The organism is Streptomyces sp. NPDC002032, assembly GCF_042890765.1.
GTDB lineage: Bacteria > Actinomycetota > Actinomycetes > Streptomycetales > Streptomycetaceae > Streptomyces.
In genome coordinates this window covers 664,863-684,088 of the sequence record NZ_JBIASM010000001.1, presented here as the reverse complement: position 1 = coordinate 684,088, position 19,226 = coordinate 664,863, and the positions used below count along the sequence as shown (strand labels likewise).

Below are 19,226 nucleotides of genomic sequence, written 5' to 3'. Positions count from 1 at the left end.
CGGCCCTTGAGGCCTTCGCGGCCTTCGCGGCCTTCGCGGCCTTCCAGAACGAGAACCCGAGAACCCGAGGAACCGATGACCCTCACCGAACAGCCCACCGCCGCCCGGCAGGTCGTGCCCGCCGAGGAGCGGTACGCCGCCGAGCTGGCCTTCCTCGCCGCCCAGGACACCGGGCCGCGCCCGCCCGGCTGGGTACTGACCCCGCGCGCGGTCGTGACCTTCGTCTGCGGCAGCGACGGCGTGGAGCTGGCCCTGGCGAAGCGGCCGGCCGGACTGCCGTCGAAGCTGGTGATCGCGCCGAAGTTCGTCGGCGAACGCGCCCTGGTGGAACGGTGCGTGGTGACCCTGGCCGGGGAGCGCGGGCTGCTGCTCACGGGTGAGCCGGGCACCGCCAAGTCGATGCTGTCCGAACTGCTGGCGGTCGCCGTGTGCGGCACCAGCGCCCTGACCGTGCAGGGCACCGCGGGCACCACCGAGGACGCCTTCCGCTACGGCTGGAACTACGCGCTGCTCCTCGCCCAGGGCCCGACGCCGCAGGCGCTGGTGGACTCCCCCGTCCTGTCCGCGATGCGCGGCGGGCGGGTGGCGCGGGTCGAGGAGATCACCCGCTGCCTGCCCGAGGTGCAGGACGCCCTGGTGTCGATCCTGTCCGACCGGCGGGTCAGCGTGCCCGAACTGACCGCCACCGAGGACGCGTCGGTCAGCGCGGCTCCCGGCTTCACGGTCATCGCCACCGCCAATCTGCGCGACCGGGGCGTCTCGGAGATGTCTGCCGCGCTCAAGCGGCGCTTCAACTTCGAGACGGTCGCGCCGATCGCGGACGCCGACGCCGAGGCCACGCTGGTGCGCCGGCAGGCCGTGGCCGCCGTGCAACGGGCCGGGGCGGCCTTCGGGGTGGACGACGCGGTGCTCGACGCGCTCGTCACCGTCTTCCGTGACCTGCGCTCCGGGCGCAGCGCCGAGGGCTGGGACGTGGAGCGGCCCGGCACGGTCATGTCCACCGCCGAGGCCGTGCAGGTGGCGGCCTCGCTGGGGGTCGCGGCCGCGTACCTGCCGGGCGGGGACGTACTGGACCTGCTGCCGGGGCACCTGCTGGGCGTCGTGCGCAAGGACGACCCGGCCGACCACGGCCGGCTGCTGGGGTACTGGGACGGCCCGGTCCGCCGCCGGGCCGAGGACGGCTCGGCGATGTGGCGGCGGCTCTGGGACCTGCGCGGGAGCCTGCGTTGACGGTCACCGATCCGCGGGCGGCGGTGGCGGCGCTGGCCGCCTCGCGCGAGCCGTACCTGCTGGGCGTACGCCACCACAGTCCCGCGCTGGCGGCGGTGGTGCCGGCGCTGCTGGAGGAGTCGGGGGCGGAGGTCGTCTGCGTGGAGCTGCCGGCCGAGTTCCAGCCGTGGCTGGCGCACCTGGCCGACCCGGAGACGCTCGCGCCGGTGGCCCTGGCCGGGCTGGGCCGGGACGGCCGCCTGGCCTTCTACCCGTTCGCGGACTTCTCCCCCGAACTGGCCGCGGTCCGCTGGGCGCGGGGCCGGGGCGTGGAGGTCGTCTGCTGCGACCTGCCGCTCGCCGACCGCGGGTGGTGCGCGGAGCCGGAGGGCCCCGGGGACGCGGGCGGCCCGCAGGAGGGAAGCGGGCGACGGCGCTACGCGGACGGCCTCGTCGCGGCCGCCTCCGGGCGCGCGGGGGACGACCTGTGGGACCGGGCCGTCGAGGTGCCGGCGCCCGGGTGTACCCCCGAGGCGGTGCGTCGGGCGGCGCTGGGCGTCGGCTGGGCGCTGCGCGTCGACGCGGACGCGGTGCCCGGTGTGGATCTGGCCCGTGAGGCCCACATGCGGCGGACCCTCGCCGCCGCGGCGGCGGGCGGCCGCCGCGTCGCGGCCGTGATCGGCGCCTTCCACGCCCCGGCCCTGCTGCCGGGGCACGCCGGCCCGACGGCGAGGGAGGCGGGCCGCGAGCCGGACCCGCGGGCCGCCGGGGCAGCGGGCGGCGCGGCGGACGCGGAGGCCGTCGTGGGGGCGGGGGGCGGCGCGGAGGTGGTGACCTCGTTCGTGCCCTACTCCTTCGACCTGCTCGACTCCCGTTCCGGGTACCCCGCCGGGATCCGCGATCCGCTTTGGCAGCAGGCCGTCCTCGCGGCGGGCGGGGACCCGGAGCGGGTGCGGGAGGCGGCTTCGGTCGCCGTCACCGGCGTGTGCCGGGAGCTGCGCCGCGCCGGGCACACCGCCGGGACCGGGGAGGCCGCCGAGACGCTGCGGCTCGCCTGCGACCTGGCGGTGCTGCGGGGGCTGCCCGCACCCGGCCGGGGCGAACTCGTGGAGGCCGTCCAGACGGTGTTGGGGCACGGTGACCCCCTCGGCCGGGGGCGGGCGCTGGCCCGCGCCCTGGAGGCCGTACTGGTGGGCGCCGGCCGGGGCCGGACCACCCCGCACGCCCCGCGTTCCGGGCTGGGCCCCGCCGTGGAGGCGGAGCTGGCCGGGCTCCGGCTGCCGTCGCCCGAGGACCCGGCCGCCCGGGAGGTCCGCCTCGATCCGTTGCGCTCCGAGCTCGACGGACGCCGCGAAGTGCTGCTCCAGCGGCTGCTGGTGTGCGGGGCGGCCTACGGGGAGCCGGTGGGCGTGGCCGCCGCCGGCGACGGCACCGCGCTGGGGAGCAAGTGGCGGCTGTCCTGGACCCCGTCCGTCCCGGCCCGCCTCGACCTGGCGGGCGTCCGCGGCGTCACCGCCGCCCAGGCGGCCGCCGGGACGCTGCGCGAGGTGGCGCGCCGCGAGGCGGCCGAAGGCGGCCCGACGGCGGCTCAGGTACTGACCGGGCTGGCCGCCGCCGCGCGGTGTGACCTGCCCGAGCTGGTCGACGTACGGCTGGAGGAGGTGGCGGAGGTCCTGCCGGCCACTGCCGGGCTGCCGGAGCTCCTGGCGGCCGTCGACCTGCTGGAGGGGCTGCGGCGCGGCCACCTGCCCGCCGCCCCCGGGGCGCGCGAGCGGGCCGGCGCGCTCGTCGGCGGTCTGCTGGACACCGCCGTACGGGCCCTGCCGGGTCTCGCCGGGAGCGACGACCCCGCCGACGCGGGCGCCTTGGTGGCGCTCGCCGACCGGGCCGCCGCCCGCCGCCTGGGGCTGCGCATGGACGCCGCCCTGGCGGAACTGGGCGCCGAGGGGAGCCCGTTGATGCGGGGCGCAGCCCTCGCCGTGCGGGTGCTGCTGGACCTCGACCCCGCGGCCGGGCTCGGCGCGCGCGCCGCCGCCTGGGTCGACGGCGCGGCCAGCGCCGAGGGGCGGCGCACGCTGGCCCGCCGGCTCACCGGCCTGCTCAGCGCCGCCGGACCGCTGCTCGACGCCTCGGCCGCGGCGCTGACCCCGCTGCTGGACCGGGTGGAGGGCCTCGCCGACGCGGAGTTCCTGGAGCGGCTGCCCGCGCTGCGGGCCGGGTTCGACGTGCTGGCCCCGGCGGCGCGGGAGCGGCTGCTGGCGACGGTGACGGAGCGGCTCGGCGACCGGGTCGACCTGTCGCTGGACGCGCCGCCCGCCCTGCTCGCGCTCTGGTCCGCCGCCGACGCGGCCGGCCAAACCGCCCTCGCCTCCCTCCCGCCGGGACCCGGACCGGCAGGGGCCGTACCGGCAATGCCCGTCCCCGCGGGGTCCGGACGGGCAGGAGCCGTACCGGCGGGGTCCGAACCGGCGGTGGCCGTACCCGCAGGGCGCGCCCCGGCGGCTCCCGTACCGGCGACACCCGCCCCGACGGCGCCCCTACCGGCGGGGCCCACCAAGGCGGTACCCGCCCCGGCAGGGCCTACCCAGCCAGAGCCCACCCAGGCGCCGCTCGTACCCGCAGGGGCCGTCCCGGGGGTGGCTGTACCCGCAGGCGCCGTCCCGGTAGTGGTCGTACCGGCGACGCCCACCCCGGCAGGACCCACCCCTGCGGGAACCACCCAGGCGGCGCCCGAACTCGCGGGGGCCGCCCCGGCGGCGGTCGTACCGGCGGGGGGTGGGCGGCGGCTTGGGGGCGGCGAGCGGTGGCGGTTGCTGCTCGGGCGGGAGCGCGACCGGCTTCCGGCCGGTGCGCACCGCTACGCCCGGGCGCTCGACGAGCTGTACGGCGAGGGCCGCGGGGACGAGCCCTCGTTCCCGACCGCGCGGGAGTGGTCCGCGGAACTGGAGTCGCTGTTCGGGGCGGACGTACGGGAGGAGGTGCTGGCCGACGCGGCCGGGGCGGGCCGTACCGACGTGCTGGCGCAGCTCGATCCGGCCTCGGTACGCCCCTCCGTGGAGCTGCTGACCTCGGTGCTCTCGCTGGCGGGCGGCATGCCGGAACAGCAACTGGCTCGGCTGCGGCCCCTGGTGCGCCGGCTCGTCGACGAGCTGGCCAAGGAGCTGGCCACCCGGCTGCGGCCGGCCCTCACCGGGGTCGCCACCCCGCGCCCGACGCGCCGTCCGGGCGGCCGGCTCGACCTGGCGCGCACCCTGCGGGCCAACCTCGCGCACACCCGGCGCACGGCCGACGGCCGGGTCGTGGTGGTCCCGGAGCGCCCGGTGTTCCGCACGCGCGCCTCCCGCGAGGCGGACTGGCGGCTGATCCTGGTGGTCGACGTCTCCGGGTCCATGGAGGCCTCGGTGATCTGGTCGGCGCTGACGGCGGCGGTGCTGGGCGGGGTGCCGACGCTGTCCACGCACTTCCTGGCCTTCTCCACCGAGGTGGCCGACCTCACCGACCGCGTCGACGATCCGCTGTCGCTGCTGCTCGGCGTCCGGGTGGGCGGTGGCACGCACATCGCGGCGGGCCTCGCACACGCGCGGACGCTGGTCACGGTGCCGAGCCGCACCCTGGTGGTCGTGGTCAGCGACTTCGAGGAGGGCGCCCCGCTCGCGGGCCTGCTCGGGGAGGTACGGGCGCTGGCCGCCTCGGGGGCCCATCTGCTGGGCTGCGCCGCCCTCGACGACGCGGGTGCGCCCCGCTACTCGGTGCCGGTGGCGCGGCAACTCGTGGCGGCCGGCATGCCGGTGGCCGCCCTCAGCCCCCTCGCCCTCGCCCGCTGGGTGGGCGACCGACTCCGTGGAGAGCCCCGATGAGCCGTGCCCTGCTTCCCCCCGTCGCGCCCGAGGTACTGGCGGAGGCGGTGGAGGGCCTGACCGCCCGGCTGCGCAGACGGCTCGACGCGGCCATCGCGGAGTGCGGGGCGGGGGCCGTCACCGCGACGGAGGGAAGCGTCAGCCTCCGCTTCGGTGAGGACGCGGTGGTGACGCTCCGCCCGGGCCCTGCGGGCACCATCACCGAACCCGGCCAGGCGTCGTGCAGCTGCCTCCTGGCCCCGCGCTGCCTGCACCGCACAGCGGCCCTGGGGGCGGCCCCCTTGGCGGACGCCGCCGCGGACCCCGCCGCGGAGCCGGTCGCGGACCCCGCCGCGGAGCCGGTCGCCGGAAGCCCGGAGCCGGCCCCGGAGCCGGTCGCGGCCGGGCTGACGGGCGCGCAGGTCGCGGCCGGGGCCGGGCTGTGGGCGGCCGCCGCCGAGGCGCTGGCCGCCGGGGTCACTGCCGCCGGCGCGGTGACCCAGGCCGAGCTGCTGCGCGCCGCGCACACCGCACGCCTCGCCGGGCTGCCGCAGGCGGAGGCCGCCGCCCTGCGGGTCGTACGCGGTCTGCGCGGCTCCCGGGAGCGCGAGGCCGCCCAGCGGCTCGGCGACCTCACCACCGCGTTCCGCGAACTGCTGCACACCGCCGCGCTGCTGGCGTCCGGCACGGCCGGTCCCGGGCCGTCCGGGGGCCGCCGGCCCTACGTTGCCGGGGGCAGTCTGCGGGTGTACGGCCTGTGCCGGGAGCCGGTGCTCACCGCGACGGGCTACGGAGGCGTGGTCACCCACCTGCTCGGCGCCGACGGCCGCGGCTACTCCCTGTCGGACGTCCGGCCCGGCGGCCTCGCCCGTGCCCGCGGGGCGGGGGCCGCCTCCGTGGCCCTGGGCGGCGGCGCCCTGGACCACGCCGGCCTGGCCCGGGCGGGCCTGCGCGTGGTCGGGGCAACGGTGTCCGCCGACGGGCGGCTCGGTGCCGGGCGCGGCGTACGCGCCACGCCCGCGCCCGGGGCTTCGTGGGCCGAGGATCCGCTGGCCGCCCTGTTCGCCCGGCCGGCGGCCGAGGCCGTGGCCGGGCTGTGGGACGAACCGGGGCTGCTGGGCTGCGACGTCGAGGTCGTCGGCGCGGCGGGCGACGACCTCCTGGTGCGGGAGTCGCGCGCGGACGCCCCGCTGCTGCGGCTGCGCCCCGCCCATCCGCATCCGGAGCTGGGGCACGGCGTCAACCTGCGCCGCCTGGCCGGGTATCCGGGGCTGGCGGTGCGCGTGCTGGGGCGCCCCGATCCGGACCGGGCCGCGACCCTGAGCCCGCTCGCCGTGGGACCGGTGCCCGGCGCGGCGTACACGCTGCGGCTGCCCGAGGAGTGGCGCGGGCGCGCCGACCTCGGCTATGACCGCCTCCAGGGCGCCCACTTCCCGGCCGCCGCCGCCCCCGCCGCCGCCCCCCTCGCCGCCGTCCCCGGGCCGGACCCGCTGGCCGACGCGCCGCTTTGGCGGGTCCGGCGGCTGCTGGAGACGGGCGTTGCGGGCGGCCGCCGGGCGGTGGCCGAGGCCGCTCGGGGCCCGGAGCCGCTGACGGCGTACGGCCCGCTGCGCCGGGCCGGCTTCACCACGGCGGCGGAGCTCGCGGCCACCCTCGTCGGCGAGGCGGACCGCCGGCCCCGGGACGTCTTCGGCCGTCTCGGCGATCCCTCGGCCGATGCCTACGCCCGGGCCTGGCTGGCGGCCTCCGTCCACCTGACGGCAGCCCGGCGCACCCTGGTCACCGCCTCCTGGACCTGATGCCGGAGGCGACGCCGTCACCCCGCGCGCGGTGTCTCCCCCGCCGGGGTCCGGCGGCCGGGGGCGGCGGCTCCGGCGTGGAGCGGGGAAGGGTGCGCGCCGGTGGATTTCGGCCAACTCGGCGGTGCGGTCGATCCCTGCGGCGGCTTTCGGAGGGACCGGACGGGAGCCTGCGCGGGGCCGTGGGCGCGGCCGGATCGCGCCCCCCGGCCCGGTCTCCGTCGCGAATCCGGCCCCTCTCGCTCGCGGCGTGGCCACACTCTTCCCCGAAGGGCCCCGCACCGCGGCCGGCCCCTGAGCCGAGGGGGTCCGATGCCACGGGAGGTTCGTCACCGCGCAGCGGCCGGCCGGCGCCGGAGCCGCCGCCGGAGCCGCCCTCCGCGCGTGCGCCCCTGGGGGCCCGGGCAGTTCGCCGCCCTGGCGGTGCTCCTGGTCGCCGGGGCCGTCCTGGCCACGGGGGCGGGCCGGCCGGTGGTGCTGGCCGTCGCGCTCGCGGCGGCCGCCGCCGTGTGCCGGCACGCCCTGCACGCGGCGGCCCGCCGGCCCGTCGGCGCCCCGGCCCGTACGGCCGCCGCCCGGCGCTGACGCCGCTGACGGCGGCGCCGGGCCGAACGGCGTGCGTGCCCGCCCGGGTTGCCGGGCGGCCGATCGCGTACGCGGACACTCCGTCCGGCCGGATGCCGGGTTGGATGTCCGGTTATGGGTAGGCTCCCCGGGTCGGTGGAGTCTGCGCGGGGTGGGGTCATGGGTCGTCAGTCAGGTGTACGCGGTGCGGCGCTGGCCGTGGTGCTGCTGCTCGGAGCGAGCGGCTGCGGGGGTCAGCAGCCCTCCGGGCCGGACGGGAAGACCGGCAAGAGCGGCGCCCCGCCCGCCGCGAGCGCCCCGGCGCCCTCCGGCGCGGCCGGCCAGCCGGCCCCCGGTGACGTGCTGCCGGGGATGGTCACCGTCGCCGTGGCCCGGACCCAGCTGGCGGCGCTGACGGTCGGCAAGCCCGGCACGATGGCCGGCTACAGCCGCGACAAGTTCACGCACTGGGCCGAGCAGGGCAACAAGTGCGACACCCGTGAGGTGGTCCTCAAGCGGGACGGCGCCGACGTCACCCAGGACTCCGAGTGCCGTGCCCTGACCGGCCGCTGGAAGAGCCTCTACGACGGGGCGACGGTCACCGAGGCGTCGAAGCTGGACATCGACCACATGGTGCCGCTCGCCGAGGCCTGGCGTTCCGGAGCCGCCGGATGGGACGCGGCCCGGCGCAAGGCCTTCGCCAACGATCTGACGCGGCCGCAGCTGCTGGCGGTCTCGGCGGCCTCGAACCGTTCCAAGGGCGACCAGAGCCCCGACCTGTGGCAGCCCACGGACAAGGCGGCCTGGTGCCAGTACGGGCGCGCCTGGACCACCGTCAAATCCCATTACGGTCTGACCGTGACCGATGCCGAGAAGGCGAAGCTCACCTCCATGCTCGACACCTGCGCCTCATGAGCGGGCCCCGGCAGTGGCAGGACGAGGTCCCGGCGGGTCCGGGCGGGGCGATGACCGACGAGGTCGGCGTGATCACCGGCCCGCTCACGCTGCGCACGACCGCGGGCCCCGACGGCAAGGTCGGTTTCGAGGTGCAGTACACGGACGCCGACGAGTGGTACACGCTGACCGGCAGCCCGGTGGCGCACGGCGACCCGCAGGCCCTGCACCGGGCCGCGCTGGCCGCGATCCGGGCCGGCGGCGGGGCGCAGGCCCCGGCCCCGCCCGCCTGACGGCCGCCCGGACCGATCCCGATGGCCTCCGGGGAGCGCGGCTGACAGACTGGGCTGACTTGATCACTCCAGGAGGCACACATGGCTGACGCATCAGACACCCCGCAGGCCGACGCGGCGCAGGCGGACGTTCCGCAGGACGAGTCCCCGGCCGACGCCGCGAAGCGCAAGTTCCGCGAGGCGCTGGAGCGCAACGCCGCGAACGCGCACGCCCAGCAGGGGCACCAGAACCGCTCGAAGGTCCAGGGCTCCAGCAGCGGGGCCGGCGGCAAGAACAAGAAGGTCCGCCGCAAGACCGGCTGAGGTGGCGGGTCCGCCGCCCGGGATCGCCGGGGGCCGCCGGGAACTCCGGCGGCCCCCGGCGTTCGCCGGGACGGCGCGGGTCGCGGGAGCCGTACGGAAGGGATCGTTGGGCCGCATGGGTGATGGGCGATAACCCCTGGCGCCGGGGGCAGTTGATCAGGACGTCCCGCCGGGGACAGCTCATGCGACAGAAGGATCTCCACGATGCTCAAGAAGTTCATGGCCACCGCCGCGGTCACCGCCACCGTACTGGGTACGGGCGCCCTCGTGGCCTCCCCGGCGATGGCGATCGGCAACGACAACGGCGTCAACACCGTCAACGGCAACGGTGCCGCGCAGATCTACGGCAACCAGGAGACCTCGGGCGACCAGAGCCCCCAGCTCAGCGCCATCCAGGGTTCGCTGAACAAGCTCTGCGTCGGCCTGCCCGCGAAGGTCAACGCCCAGTCGATCCTCGCCGCCATCAACGTCGGCGTCCAGGACATCAACGTCCTGTCGAACCCGCAGAACCAGCAGTGCACCGAGAACTCCACCCAGGCCAAGGGCGACGAGTCCCTGTCCCACATCGTGGACAACATCCCGGTCCTGTCGGGGAACCTGTCCGCCGGCAGCTGATCCGGGCGGCAGCGGCATCCGGAACGGCGTGACGACCCCGGTCGTCACGCCGTTCCGGCGTTCACGGGGTGCGGGGGGCGCACGGTGGGGCCGAACCGGAAACATTTGGTCTAGACCTTGACAGGTCCAGACCACTTCGCTTCAGTGGCGGTAGTCGTCGCGCCCCCCACCTCCCGCGACATGTCCCCCCACTCCAGGAGCAGTTACGTGATACGCACCCTCCGCCGCCGCACCCTGTCCTTCGCCGCGGCCGCCGCCGTGACCCTCGGCCTCGCGGTCGCCCTGCCCGCCTCCCCCGCCGCCGCGGCCCCCGCCTGCGCCGGGGCCTGGGCCTCCTCCGCCGTCTACACGGGCGGCACGAACGCCTCGTACAACGGCCACAACTGGCAGGCGAAGTGGTGGACGCAGGGCGAGACGCCCGGCACCACCGGCCAGTGGGGCGTCTGGTCCGACCAGGGCGCCTGCGGCGGTGGCGGCGGCACCGACCCCGGCACCGGCAACCCGTCCGGATTCGTGGTCAGCGAGGCCCAGTTCAACCAGATGTTCCCGAACCGGAACTCCTTCTACACCTACAACGGCCTGGTCGCGGCGCTGTCCGCGTACCCCGGCTTCGCCAACACCGGCGACGACACCGTCAAGCGGCGCGAGGCGGCGGCCTTCCTCGCGAACGTCTCGCACGAGACGGGCGGGCTGGTGTACGTGGTGGAGCAGAACACCGCGAACTACCCGCACTACTGTGACGCGAGCCAGCCCTACGGCTGTCCCGCCGGACAGGCCGCCTACTACGGCCGCGGCCCGATCCAGCTCAGCTGGAACTTCAACTACAAGGCGGCGGGCGACGCCCTGGGCATCAACCTCCTCGCCAACCCCTACCTCGTCGAGCAGGACCCGGCGGTCGCCATGAAGACGGCCCTCTGGTACTGGAACACCCAGAACGGCCCCGGCACGATGACCGCCCACGCCGCCATGGTCAACGGCGCGGGCTTCGGCGAGACGATCCGCTCCATCAACGGGTCGCTGGAGTGCAACGGCGGCAACCCGGCCCAGGTGCAGAGCCGGGTCAGCAAGTACCAGAGCTTCACCCAGCTGCTGGGCGTCACCCCGGGCAACAACCTCAGCTGCTGACCGGCCGCCCCGGGCCCGGCCGGCCCCCCGCTCAGCCCCCGCGCAGCGCGGTGGCCAGCTGGGCCCGGGAGCGGACGTCGAGCTTCTGGTAGATCCGGGTGAGCCGGGCCTCCACCGTCTTCACGCTGAGGAAGAGCTTCGCGGCGGCCTCCTGGTTGCTGGCCCCGCCGCCGACGAGGAGCGCCAGCCGGGCCTCCGCCTCGGTCAGCGCCGCCGCCCCCGGGTGCGGGGCGACGCCGTCCCCCGGAGTCTCCCGGGCCAGCTCCAGCCAGGGTTTCGCCCCCGCCCGCCCGAAGACCTCGGCGGCCGCCGCCAGGGCGGTCCGGGCGGGGGCCCGGCGGCGGCGCCGGCGTTCCACCCGGGCCAGCGCCAGCAGCGTACGGCCCTGTTCCAGGGGCAGCCCGAGGGCTTCGAAGCGCTGGGCGGTGCGCGCGAGGAGGGCCACGGCCGGTTCGGGCTCGCCCTGGGCGGAACGGCACAGGGCCCGGGCCCGGTCCAGGGACGCGACGACGGCGGTCCGGCCGAGGGAGCGGGCCACCGGCGTGACCCGGTCGAGGAGTTCCGCGGCCCCCAGCGGGTCGTCCGCGGCGATCAGGGCCTCGGCCAGTTCCCCGTGCCAGCGCAGCACCGAGGGGTCCACCACCTGCTGCGCCTCCTCCAGCTCGGCGACCCGGCGCAGGGTGGCGACGGCCTTGGCGGCGTCGCCGGTGGCCAGTTCGACGGTGCCGAGGGCGTACAGGCCCCGGGACAGGAAGACCTGGTCCTGTTCCTCCTCGGAGGCCCGGATGCCGCGGCGGGCGTATCCGGCGGCGCGGGCGAAGCTGCCGCCCGCGGCCTCGGCCGTGGCGGCGACGTACCAGGCGGGGCCGGGCGAGAGGCCCGCCTCGATGGTGAGCTCCAGGGCGCGGCGGGCGTGCGCGGCGCCGGAGGCGCAGCGGCCGCGCCGCAGTTCCACCTCGGTGAGGCTGCGCAGCACTTCGAAGACGTCCTCGGCGGAGCCGGTGCGCTGGACGGCGGGCAGCAGGACGAGGAGCTGGCGGCGGGCGTCGGTGAGCCGGTCGTCGAAGAGGGCGTGGCGGACGGCGAGGTACTGGGGGGCGTTGCGCATGCCGAGGGGGACCTCGGGGGCGGGCAGGGCGAGGGCCTCGGCCAGGATGTCCTCCGCGTCGGGGTCGCCGAGGATGCGGCCCATGCGGGCCCGTACGGTCAGCGCCATGGCCTCGGCGACCTGGTCGCCGCCCGCCTTGGCGAGGGCGCCGGCTTCGGCGGCGGCGTCGCGGGAGCGGACCGGGTCGCCGTCGCCGATGTTGTGCTTCCAGGCGATGCGCAGCTGGACGGCGGCCCGCAGGGAGGGGTCCCCGGCGGCGTCGGCGAGGGCGTGGGCGATGGTCTCGTCGAGGTCGGCGAGGGCCTGTCCGGCGGCGTCGATCACGGCCAGCCGGGCGCGCACCCGCTGGGCGGGCGAGGCGTCGCGGGCGAGGACGGCCCGGGTGGCGCGGCGGGCGAGGTCGGCGCGGCCGGCCCAGCCGGCGTCCTCGGCGGCCGCGACGAGCCGGGCGAGTTCCTCGCGGTGCTGGAAGGCCGGGGTGCGTTCGGCGGCGAGGAGTCCGAGTTCGGCGGCGAGGGCGCGCTGGCCGCGGCGGCGGCAGGCGGCGGCCGCGTCGGTGATCTCGGCGGCGAGCCGCGCGTCGGGGGTGTCGACGGCGAGCGCGCGGTGGCGAACGGCCTGGACGGGGTCGTCCACGGCGGCGGCGAGCGCGGCGTGTCCGGCGGCGCGTTCGGGCCAGCCGGCGTCGGCGGCCAGGGCCGTCGGCAGGGCGCCGGCGGTGAACGTCACGGCGCCGTCCTCTCCTACGGTGACCAGCGCGGCCCGCTCGGCCTCCGCGAGTTCCTCTTCGGCGTCGGGGCGTCCGGCCCGGCGCAGCAGGGCCGTGGTGGGGCGGGCGGCGAGGGCGGCGAGCAGCAGGGTCCGGCGGGCCCGGGCCGGGGCCCCGGCCAGCAGGCGGCGGGCGACGTCGCGGGCCTGCCCGGAGACGGGCAGGGTGTCGGCGTGGTGGGCGCCGCCGCCCGGGCCTGCGCAGGCTTCGGCGAGGGAGTGGCCGAGGGCGAGGGCGAGCCTGGGGTTTCCGCCGCTGGCCTGGTGGATGCGGCCGGCGAGGCGGGCGGGCAGGCCGTGGCGGAGCAGGAGTTCGGCGACCTCGTCGGCGCCGAGCGCGGGGACGCGGACGGCGGGGGTGCCGGGTCCGCAGAGGGGTTCGGCGACGGGGGCGCCGCCCTGGACGCGTTCGGCGACGAGGACCCGTACGCGCGGCGGGGTCAGGCGCAGGACGAACCGGAGCAGGTCGGTGCTCTCGGCGTCGAGCCACTGGGCGTTGTCCAGGACGAGGAGGACGGGGCCGGGGGCGGACAGGGTGCGCAGCACCTCGACGACGGCCAGCCGCAGGGCGACGTGGTCGCGGCCCGCGCCGGGGGCGTCGGCCTCACGGCGGAGCAGGGCGATGGCGGTGCGCTGGGGTCCGGCGAGCCGTTCGAGGGCGGTGCGGGGGACGGAGGCGAGCAGGGCGGCCGCCGAGGCCTCGGGTATCCACTGGTCGGCGGCTTCCGGGGCGAGCCGCAGCACGGTCTCGCCCCGGCCCCGGGCGGCGGCCGCGACGGCGCCCGCCACCTCGGTCTTGCCCGCTCCGGCGGGTCCGGTGAGGACGGCCCGTCCGTGCGTGGTCAGCGCACGGTGGACCGCCTCGATGAGTTCCCGGTGTCCCACGTTGGTGTGTCCGACGTTGGTGTGTCCGAAATCGGTGTCAGCGTGCCCCGTCGCCGCCACGCACAGCCACCAGCCTTTCGCGCCCCAGTTCTGTGCCCTTCCTGTGAAACGCGACAATACGAGGTCGGCCGCCGGACGGACCCGGATTGTGACGCAGAATTCAGTCGCCGGACCGGAAAGCACGACGGACCTGTCGGTACGGGAGGTACCGGCAGGTCCGCGCGCTGGGGGATGGTCCGTACTATCGGCCCGTCAGAAGGGAGTTGGGGGGCTCCGCAGAGGGGCCGGGACCGGTCAGAAGCCGAGGCTCCAGGAGTCGATCTTGCCGGTGTCGCCGCCCGCGTTGTCGTTCACGCGGAGCTTCCAGGTGCCGTTGGCCACCTCGGAGGAGGCGTCGACGGTGTAGGTCTGGTTGATGTTGGCGGTGCTGCCGCCGGCCCGGTTGTGCAGGGTGTAGACGGTGCCGTCGGGGGCGACCAGGTCGACCTTCAGGTCACCGATGTAGGTGTGGACGATGTTCACGCCGACCTTGAGGGTGGCCGGGGCGTTGCCGGTCACGCCGGAGACGGTGATCGGGCTCTCCACGGTGGTGTTGTCACCGATCGCGAAGTCCGTGGTGTTCTGGAACGACGGGGTGGTGGGCGTGGAGGTCACGGCGTTCACGGCCGCGGCCGCGTCGGCGAGACCGGCGCCGCAGCCGCCGGTGCAGGTGCCGGCGAGGGGCCGGGCGCTGGCCTTGATGGCGGACTTGACGTCGGCCGGGGTCAGCGAGGGCTTGGCGGCGACCAGCAGCGCGGCGAGGCCGGCGACGTGCGGGGAGGCCATGCTGGTGCCCTGGTACGGCTTGTAGATCTCGGCGCCGGGGGTGGTGGTGCCCGCGTTCAGGCTGGAGAGGATGCCGTTCTCGGGGGTGGTGACGGTGCCGGGCGTGTCGGTGGCGCGGCGGGTCTCACCGCCCGGGGCGGTGACGTCGATGCGGGTGCCGAAGTTCGAGTAGAACGAGCGGTCGCCGGTGCGGTTGCTGGCGGCCACGGTGATCACGTTGTTGCAGCTGGCGGGCGTGAAGTTCGCCGCGTCCGCGTTGCTGTTGCCGGCGGCGACCACGACGGTGGTGCCGCGGCCGACCGCCGCGTTGATGGCGTTCTGGTAGCTGCTGGAGCAGGTGCCGGATCCGCCGAGGCTCATGTTGATGACCTTGGCGGGGGTGGCGTTCGCCGGGACGCCGGGGACGGAGCCGCCGGACGCCCAGGTGATGGCGTCGACGATGTCCGAGGTGGCGCCGCCGCACTTGCCGAGCACGCGGACGGGCTGGATCTTCGCGTTGTACGCGATGCCCGCGACGCCCTTGCCGTTGTTGGTGGCCGCGGCGATGGTGCCCGCGACGTGGGTGCCGTGCCAGGAGGAGTCGCTGGCCTTGGAGCCGGTGCCGCACTCGCCGGCCGCGCTCCAGTCGCCCTGGTCGGCGGCGTTGTTGTCGCGGCCGTTGCCGTCGCGGGCGGCGGTGGAGTCCGAGATGAAGTCGTAGCCGGCGACGATGTTGGGGGCCACGTCGGAGTGGGTGACGTAGCCGGTGTCGATCACGGCGACGGTGACACCGGAGCCGGTGGTCTTGTCCCAGGCGGCGGGGACGTTCATGCCGGCGGTGGGCTCGAAGAGGTCCCACTGCTTGGCGTACTCGGTGTCGTCGGGGGTGCTCATCGCGTAGGCCCGGGAGTCGGGCTCGACGTAGGCGACGTCGGGGTCGGCGCGGAACTGGGCCATGACACCGGCCGCGTCCGAGGGGGCGACGGCTCCGCCGAGGCTGACGAGGGCGGCGCCGGTGCCGAGACGGCGGTCGAACTTCGCCTTCTTGCCCGCCTTCTTGCCCTTGGCGGCTGCGTCGTCGGCGGCCGCGGCGTTGGAACTCGCCTCGGAGGCCGAGGACTTGTAGCCGACGATGAGGTTCTCGACCGGGGCCGCGGCGGGCGAGGCGGGGGCCGCGGCGGCCGGGAGGGTGGCGGCCGGGTCGTTCCCCGCCGTCACGGCCACGGAGGCGGTGGCGGAGCCCGCGAGGAGGGTGACGGACATGGCCACCACGGATATCAGCCGACGTCTTGATGCGTGCACGTGTTCCCCTTTGGAGGCCGTCCCCGGGCAGGCCGGAGCGGCCGGTCGGTGCAGTGTGGGAGGTGGGTCGGCGGCCGCGGGACCGGGGGGTGGGCTGGTCAGGCCCGCTCCGGCCGCCGCCGCGCGCCTCGTTGCCCGGCCACGACGGCGGGGCCTCGGCAACGGTGGTGCCGGCGGTCCGCGCGTCCTCGTACGGCTTCACACCATGTGGGGTTGGTGCGGGGCCGTTCGCGGGCCGGAAGATCGCCGGTGGGCAGACAGTAGGCAACGCGGGGGTGAACCCGATACGGGGAAAACCCTTGTCCGGACCCTGCCGGACCCCGCCCCGCTCCCCCGGCCGGCCCTCCCCCCTGCCCCACGCCCCCCTGCCCCACGCCCCTCCTGCCCCTCCCCTACCTCGGGTGGAGCTTGCGGAAGTAGGTCCAGCTGGTCTCGTTCGGCTCGTTCCACTTCTCCGGGGCGTGGGCGAACTCGGGGTGGTGCGCCGCGATGTGGGCCCGGGTGCGCTCGGGGACCTCGGCGTAGGTGCCGAGCTTCACGCCCCGGCAGTGGAAGGTGAGGCCGCCGGGCCGCTGCCCCTGCTCCATCCAGGGCAGCCACGGCGAGCGGCGGGTCCAGGACATCGTGGCGGGCACGCTCGGGGCGTCACCGGCGAGGGCCGCGGCGGGGACGAAGAACTGGAACAGCTCCAGGGCCCGGTAGGTGTCGTCGGCGGAGTTCAGCGGGTAGTCGGCGACGGGCAGCGGGGAGGGGTAGGCGAGGGGGATCTCCAGGCTGAAGCAGACCTGGTCGCCGAGCACGGTCCGCGGGACCGGGAAGGGGCGCCACTTCTGGTTCGCCGGGTCGTTCCAGACGTGCACCACGGGCTTGCCCTCCCACGTATCGAGGATCTCGCGGGTGCCGGGGTCGAGGTAGAAGGCGGCCTCGCGCGAGAGCATGCGGTAGCCGCCGCTCCCGCCGTCCTGCGGATCCGCTCCGGCCTCGATCCGGGCGACGTTGAGGCCCTCGAAGCCGAAGAGGCGGCGGTACGGCTCGTCGGGGGCCGAGGAGTACACGTCGCCGGACCACCAGAAGGTCACCTCTTCCCCGTCGAGGGAGGCGCGGGTGCGGGCGAAGTCGTGCAGCAGTTCTTCCGGTGTCATACGGACCACTCTGCGTGGTCACCGCCGGGCCGGACAAGCACCGGACGGGCCAACCCCGGTCCGGTACGGCACTCGGAGCCCCGCGGGTATGGACACCGGGTTGACGGCCGTGCCGGGCACCGGCGACCGTGACCGCCATGGGGAACGAACACCGACTTCTGGCACTGCTCGTCTGCCTGGTGCTGGGCACCGGGCTGGCGGCCGCCGTGCTGGGCGCCTCCCGCGCCGCGGACTCCCGTCGCGCGGCCGTGGCGGGCTCCTCCGTGGACATACGCCGGGTCCCGCCCGATCCGCGGACCCCGCCCCCGGCGGGCTCCGGGGCCTCCGCCGGCTCGGTGCGCGTGGAATGCGGGCGCAACGAGGAGGGCCACTGGAACGAGGACAACCTGGTGGTCTCGCCGGGTCTGCGGGCGGGCGCCCACCACACCCACGCCTACGTGGGGAACCTGTCCACCGACGCCATGTCGACGGACGCCTCGCTGGCCGCGGCCGCCACCAGCTGCGCCGGGGGCGACCGCTCCGCCTACTACTGGCCCGTGCTGCGCCGGGTGGACCGCCCGGGCGGCGGTGCGCACGAGCACACGGCGGGGAACGGCAACACCGGCGAGATCCTGCCGGAGGCCTCGGTGGAGGTGGAGTTCCGGGGCAGCCCGGTCAGCAAGGTCGTGCCGATGCCCCGCTTCCTGCGGGCGATGACCGGCGACGCGGTCGCGTACACGGCGGGGGCGGCCGCCGACGTCCGGGCCCGCTGGGGCTGTACGGGCTTCCCCGGGCGGGCCACCACCGACTACCCGCGCTGTCCTGCCGGTTCGCTGATCACCCGTACGCTCGTCTTCCCCAGCTGCTGGAACGGGCTGGACACCCAGGCCCGCGACCACCGTTCGCACCTGCTGTTCCCCTCCCCGCAGGGCGTGTGCCCCCAGGGCACCTTCCCGGTGCCCGAGCTGCGGATCTCCCTGTCGTACGCGGTGGCGCCGGGGGTGCCGGTCGCGCTGGACTCCTTCCCCGAGCAGCGGCACAGCCCGCGCACGGACCACGCGATGTTCGTGGACGTGATGACCGACGGGCAGATGGACGCGCTCGTCGCCTGCCTCAACGAGGGACGCGCCTGCCGCACCTGACCGGAAAACGCGCGGCGCACGCGGGCGACGGACGCGAGTGACGGACGCCAGTGACGCACGTCACGTGAACCGGACGTGTACCCACGGCGTGTTCCGACCGCACCAGGTAACACCAGGCGGACGGAGAGGGTGAGATGGCCGGACCACTGTGGCCCCGCACTCGGCGGGGCTCGACCGACGAGGCACTGATCAGGGCTGTCTACGAGGAGCACGGCAACGCCCTGCTCGCGTACGCCACCCGGCTGACCGGGGACCGGGCCGCCGCCGAGGACGTCGTCCAGGAGACGCTGATCCGCGCATGGCGGCATTCCGAGGTCCTGGTCAACGGGAAGGGGTCGGTGCGCGGCTGGCTGCTCACCGTGGCCCGCAACATCATCGCGGACCGCTACCGCGCGAAGGCCGCCCGGCCGCCGGAGGTCTCGGGCGCGGCGGCCTCGCCGCCCGTCGAGGGGGACCACGCGGATTCCGTCGTGGACACGATGACGGTGCTCGGGGCCCTGGACCGGCTGTCGCCGGAACACCGGGACGTGCTGACGGAGTTGTACTACCGCCAGCGCAGTGTCGCGGAGGCGGCCGACCGGCTCGGGATACCCGCCGGCACGGTCAAATCGCGCTCGCACTACGCGCTGAAGGCCCTGCGCGAGGTCTTCGCGGACGGCGCCGGGGACGGCACCGGGAACAGACGATCAGGCCGGCCGCCCCAGCAGCCCGGCGGACTGCGGGAGGTGGTGGCATGAACCGGCAGCGGCACGAGGAGGAACTGCTCGGACCGTACGTGCTCGGTGTCCTGGACGAGGAGGACGTACGGCGCGTCGAGGAGCACATCGGCGACTGTGTGCGGTGCCGTGAGGAGGTGGCCGCGTTGCGCGAGATGGAGAGCGTGCTGGGCGAAGTACCGGAGGAGGCGTTCCTCGACGGGCCCCCGCAGGGCGGCGACCTGCTGCTCCAGCGGACCCTGCGGCAGGTGCGCGGGGAGCGGGTGGCGTCCGCGCGGCGCCGGGTGGGGCTGGCCGGACTGGCCGTGGCGGCCTCGCTGGCGGCCGTGTTCTGGGCCGGGGCGCACATGGGCGCCGACCGGGAGCAGGCCGGCGCGCTGCCCGGGCCGCCGACGCCGAGCGCTTCCGCGGCGCCTTCGCCCGTACCGGGGACCAAGGTGGCCTCCGCGACGGACCGGGGCACGGGCGCGCGGATGAACGTACAGGTGACGCCCGCGGCGAAGTGGGTACGGGTGCACGCGGCGGTGACCGGGATCCCGGCGGGCGAGCGCTGCCGGCTGGTGGTGGTAGCCCGGGACGGTACGCGGTCCACGGCGGGCGGCTGGGTCGTGGGTACGGCCGAGCACGGCGAGGGCAAGGGGGCGTCCCTGGACGGGTCGGCGGCGGTGGATCCCGCGAACGTCAAGGAGGTCCTGGTGGAGAACGAGTCGGGCCGGACCTTCGTGTCCGTACCGGTGTAGCC

15 protein-coding genes are annotated in these 19,226 nt (G+C 76.4%); 12 read left to right on the top strand and 3 right to left on the bottom strand.

Going from position 1 to position 19,226, the window contains the following annotated elements; genetic code table 11:
* The first annotated feature begins 75 nt into the window (after positions 1-75).
* The 9 genes from ACFYYT_RS02705 (at position 76) to ACFYYT_RS02665 (ending at position 10,638) form a co-directional block, all read left to right on the top strand.
* Entirely contained in the window at positions 76-1,230 is a 1,155-nt protein-coding gene (locus ACFYYT_RS02705; protein ID WP_351829285.1) for an AAA family ATPase, read from the top strand.
* Positions 1,227-5,066: a DUF5682 family protein gene (locus ACFYYT_RS02700; protein WP_351829288.1), complete on the top strand. Its 3,840-nt coding sequence runs from the start codon at positions 1,227-1,229 to the stop codon at positions 5,064-5,066. The genes ACFYYT_RS02705 and ACFYYT_RS02700 overlap by 4 nt, the downstream gene beginning before the upstream one ends.
* Positions 5,063-6,844, top strand: a complete 1,782-nt coding sequence (locus ACFYYT_RS02695; RefSeq protein WP_388606806.1) for a hypothetical protein — start codon at positions 5,063-5,065, stop codon at positions 6,842-6,844. Before ACFYYT_RS02700 ends, ACFYYT_RS02695 begins: the two co-directional genes overlap by 4 nt.
* A gap of 384 nt (positions 6,845-7,228) precedes the next feature.
* Positions 7,229-7,429 carry a hypothetical protein gene (locus tag ACFYYT_RS02690; RefSeq protein ID WP_385364351.1) on the top strand — a complete coding sequence of 67 codons (201 nt, stop codon included), beginning with the start codon at positions 7,229-7,231 and terminating at the stop codon, positions 7,427-7,429.
* A 159-nt stretch (positions 7,430-7,588) separates the two neighbouring features.
* Positions 7,589-8,323: an HNH endonuclease family protein gene (locus tag ACFYYT_RS02685; protein ID WP_351826533.1), complete on the top strand. Its 735-nt coding sequence runs from the start codon at positions 7,589-7,591 to the stop codon at positions 8,321-8,323.
* A complete protein-coding gene (locus ACFYYT_RS02680) occupies positions 8,320-8,595 on the top strand; it encodes a hypothetical protein (protein WP_351826534.1) in 276 nt (91 codons plus the stop codon). The genes ACFYYT_RS02685 and ACFYYT_RS02680 overlap by 4 nt, the downstream gene beginning before the upstream one ends.
* Positions 8,596-8,676: 81 nt before the next feature.
* Positions 8,677-8,898 carry a DUF5302 domain-containing protein gene (locus tag ACFYYT_RS02675; RefSeq protein ID WP_351826535.1) on the top strand — a complete coding sequence of 74 codons (222 nt, stop codon included), beginning with the start codon at positions 8,677-8,679 and terminating at the stop codon, positions 8,896-8,898.
* Between the two features lie 204 nt (positions 8,899-9,102).
* Positions 9,103-9,513 carry a rodlin gene (locus tag ACFYYT_RS02670; protein ID WP_351826536.1) on the top strand — a complete coding sequence of 137 codons (411 nt, stop codon included), beginning with the start codon at positions 9,103-9,105 and terminating at the stop codon, positions 9,511-9,513.
* A gap of 234 nt (positions 9,514-9,747) precedes the next feature.
* Positions 9,748-10,638, top strand: a complete 891-nt coding sequence (locus tag ACFYYT_RS02665; protein ID WP_362868858.1) for a glycoside hydrolase family 19 protein — start codon at positions 9,748-9,750, stop codon at positions 10,636-10,638.
* 31 nt (positions 10,639-10,669) lie between these two features.
* Here the strand turns inward: ACFYYT_RS02665 and ACFYYT_RS02660 are convergent, their stop codons facing one another.
* The 3 genes from ACFYYT_RS02660 to ACFYYT_RS02650 form a co-directional block, all read right to left on the bottom strand.
* Positions 10,670-13,459, bottom strand: coding sequence for an AAA family ATPase (locus ACFYYT_RS02660; RefSeq protein ID WP_351826538.1), 2,790 nt, complete (start codon positions 13,457-13,459; stop codon positions 10,670-10,672).
* A gap of 234 nt (positions 13,460-13,693) precedes the next feature.
* Positions 13,694-15,466 (bottom strand): S8 family serine peptidase, encoded by a 1,773-nt coding sequence (locus tag ACFYYT_RS02655; protein ID WP_351826564.1) that lies wholly within the window; start codon positions 15,464-15,466, stop codon positions 13,694-13,696.
* Positions 15,467-15,897: 431 nt separating this feature from the next.
* Positions 15,898-16,647 carry a DUF1838 family protein gene (locus ACFYYT_RS02650; protein ID WP_351826539.1) on the bottom strand — a complete coding sequence of 250 codons (750 nt, stop codon included), beginning with the start codon at positions 16,645-16,647 and terminating at the stop codon, positions 15,898-15,900.
* Positions 16,648-16,784: 137 nt separating this feature from the next.
* On the opposite strand from ACFYYT_RS02650, the gene ACFYYT_RS02645 reads away from it, so the two are divergent.
* From ACFYYT_RS02645 to ACFYYT_RS02635, 3 genes are all read left to right on the top strand, one after another.
* A complete protein-coding gene (locus ACFYYT_RS02645) occupies positions 16,785-17,768 on the top strand; it encodes a DUF1996 domain-containing protein (protein WP_351826540.1) in 984 nt (327 codons plus the stop codon).
* A 134-nt stretch (positions 17,769-17,902) separates the two neighbouring features.
* Positions 17,903-18,505: a sigma-70 family RNA polymerase sigma factor gene (locus ACFYYT_RS02640; protein WP_351826541.1), complete on the top strand. Its 603-nt coding sequence runs from the start codon at positions 17,903-17,905 to the stop codon at positions 18,503-18,505.
* Positions 18,502-19,224, top strand: a complete 723-nt coding sequence (locus tag ACFYYT_RS02635; protein WP_351826542.1) for a zf-HC2 domain-containing protein — start codon at positions 18,502-18,504, stop codon at positions 19,222-19,224. The genes ACFYYT_RS02640 and ACFYYT_RS02635 overlap by 4 nt, the downstream gene beginning before the upstream one ends.
* The last annotated feature ends 2 nt before the right edge of the window (positions 19,225-19,226 follow it).

Bases quoted from the DNA above. Each gene is read 5' to 3' on its own strand.
- ACFYYT_RS02705 (WP_351829285.1), top strand. From the start codon at position 76: ATGACCCTCACCGAACAGCCCACCGCCGCCCGGCAGGTCGTGCCCGCC.
- ACFYYT_RS02695 (WP_388606806.1), top strand. From the start codon at position 5,063: ATGAGCCGTGCCCTGCTTCCCCCCGTCGCGCCCGAGGTACTGGCGGAG.
- ACFYYT_RS02685 (WP_351826533.1), top strand. From the start codon at position 7,589: ATGGGTCGTCAGTCAGGTGTACGCGGTGCGGCGCTGGCCGTGGTGCTG.
- ACFYYT_RS02680 (WP_351826534.1), top strand. From the start codon at position 8,320: ATGAGCGGGCCCCGGCAGTGGCAGGACGAGGTCCCGGCGGGTCCGGGC.
- ACFYYT_RS02675 (WP_351826535.1), top strand. From the start codon at position 8,677: ATGGCTGACGCATCAGACACCCCGCAGGCCGACGCGGCGCAGGCGGAC.
- ACFYYT_RS02670 (WP_351826536.1), top strand. From the start codon at position 9,103: ATGCTCAAGAAGTTCATGGCCACCGCCGCGGTCACCGCCACCGTACTG.
- ACFYYT_RS02655 (WP_351826564.1), bottom strand. From the start codon at position 15,466: ATGTCCGTCACCCTCCTCGCGGGCTCCGCCACCGCCTCCGTGGCCGTG.
- ACFYYT_RS02650 (WP_351826539.1), bottom strand. From the start codon at position 16,647: ATGACACCGGAAGAACTGCTGCACGACTTCGCCCGCACCCGCGCCTCC.
- ACFYYT_RS02645 (WP_351826540.1), top strand. From the start codon at position 16,785: ATGGGGAACGAACACCGACTTCTGGCACTGCTCGTCTGCCTGGTGCTG.
- ACFYYT_RS02640 (WP_351826541.1), top strand. From the start codon at position 17,903: ATGGCCGGACCACTGTGGCCCCGCACTCGGCGGGGCTCGACCGACGAG.
- ACFYYT_RS02635 (WP_351826542.1), top strand. From the start codon at position 18,502: ATGAACCGGCAGCGGCACGAGGAGGAACTGCTCGGACCGTACGTGCTC.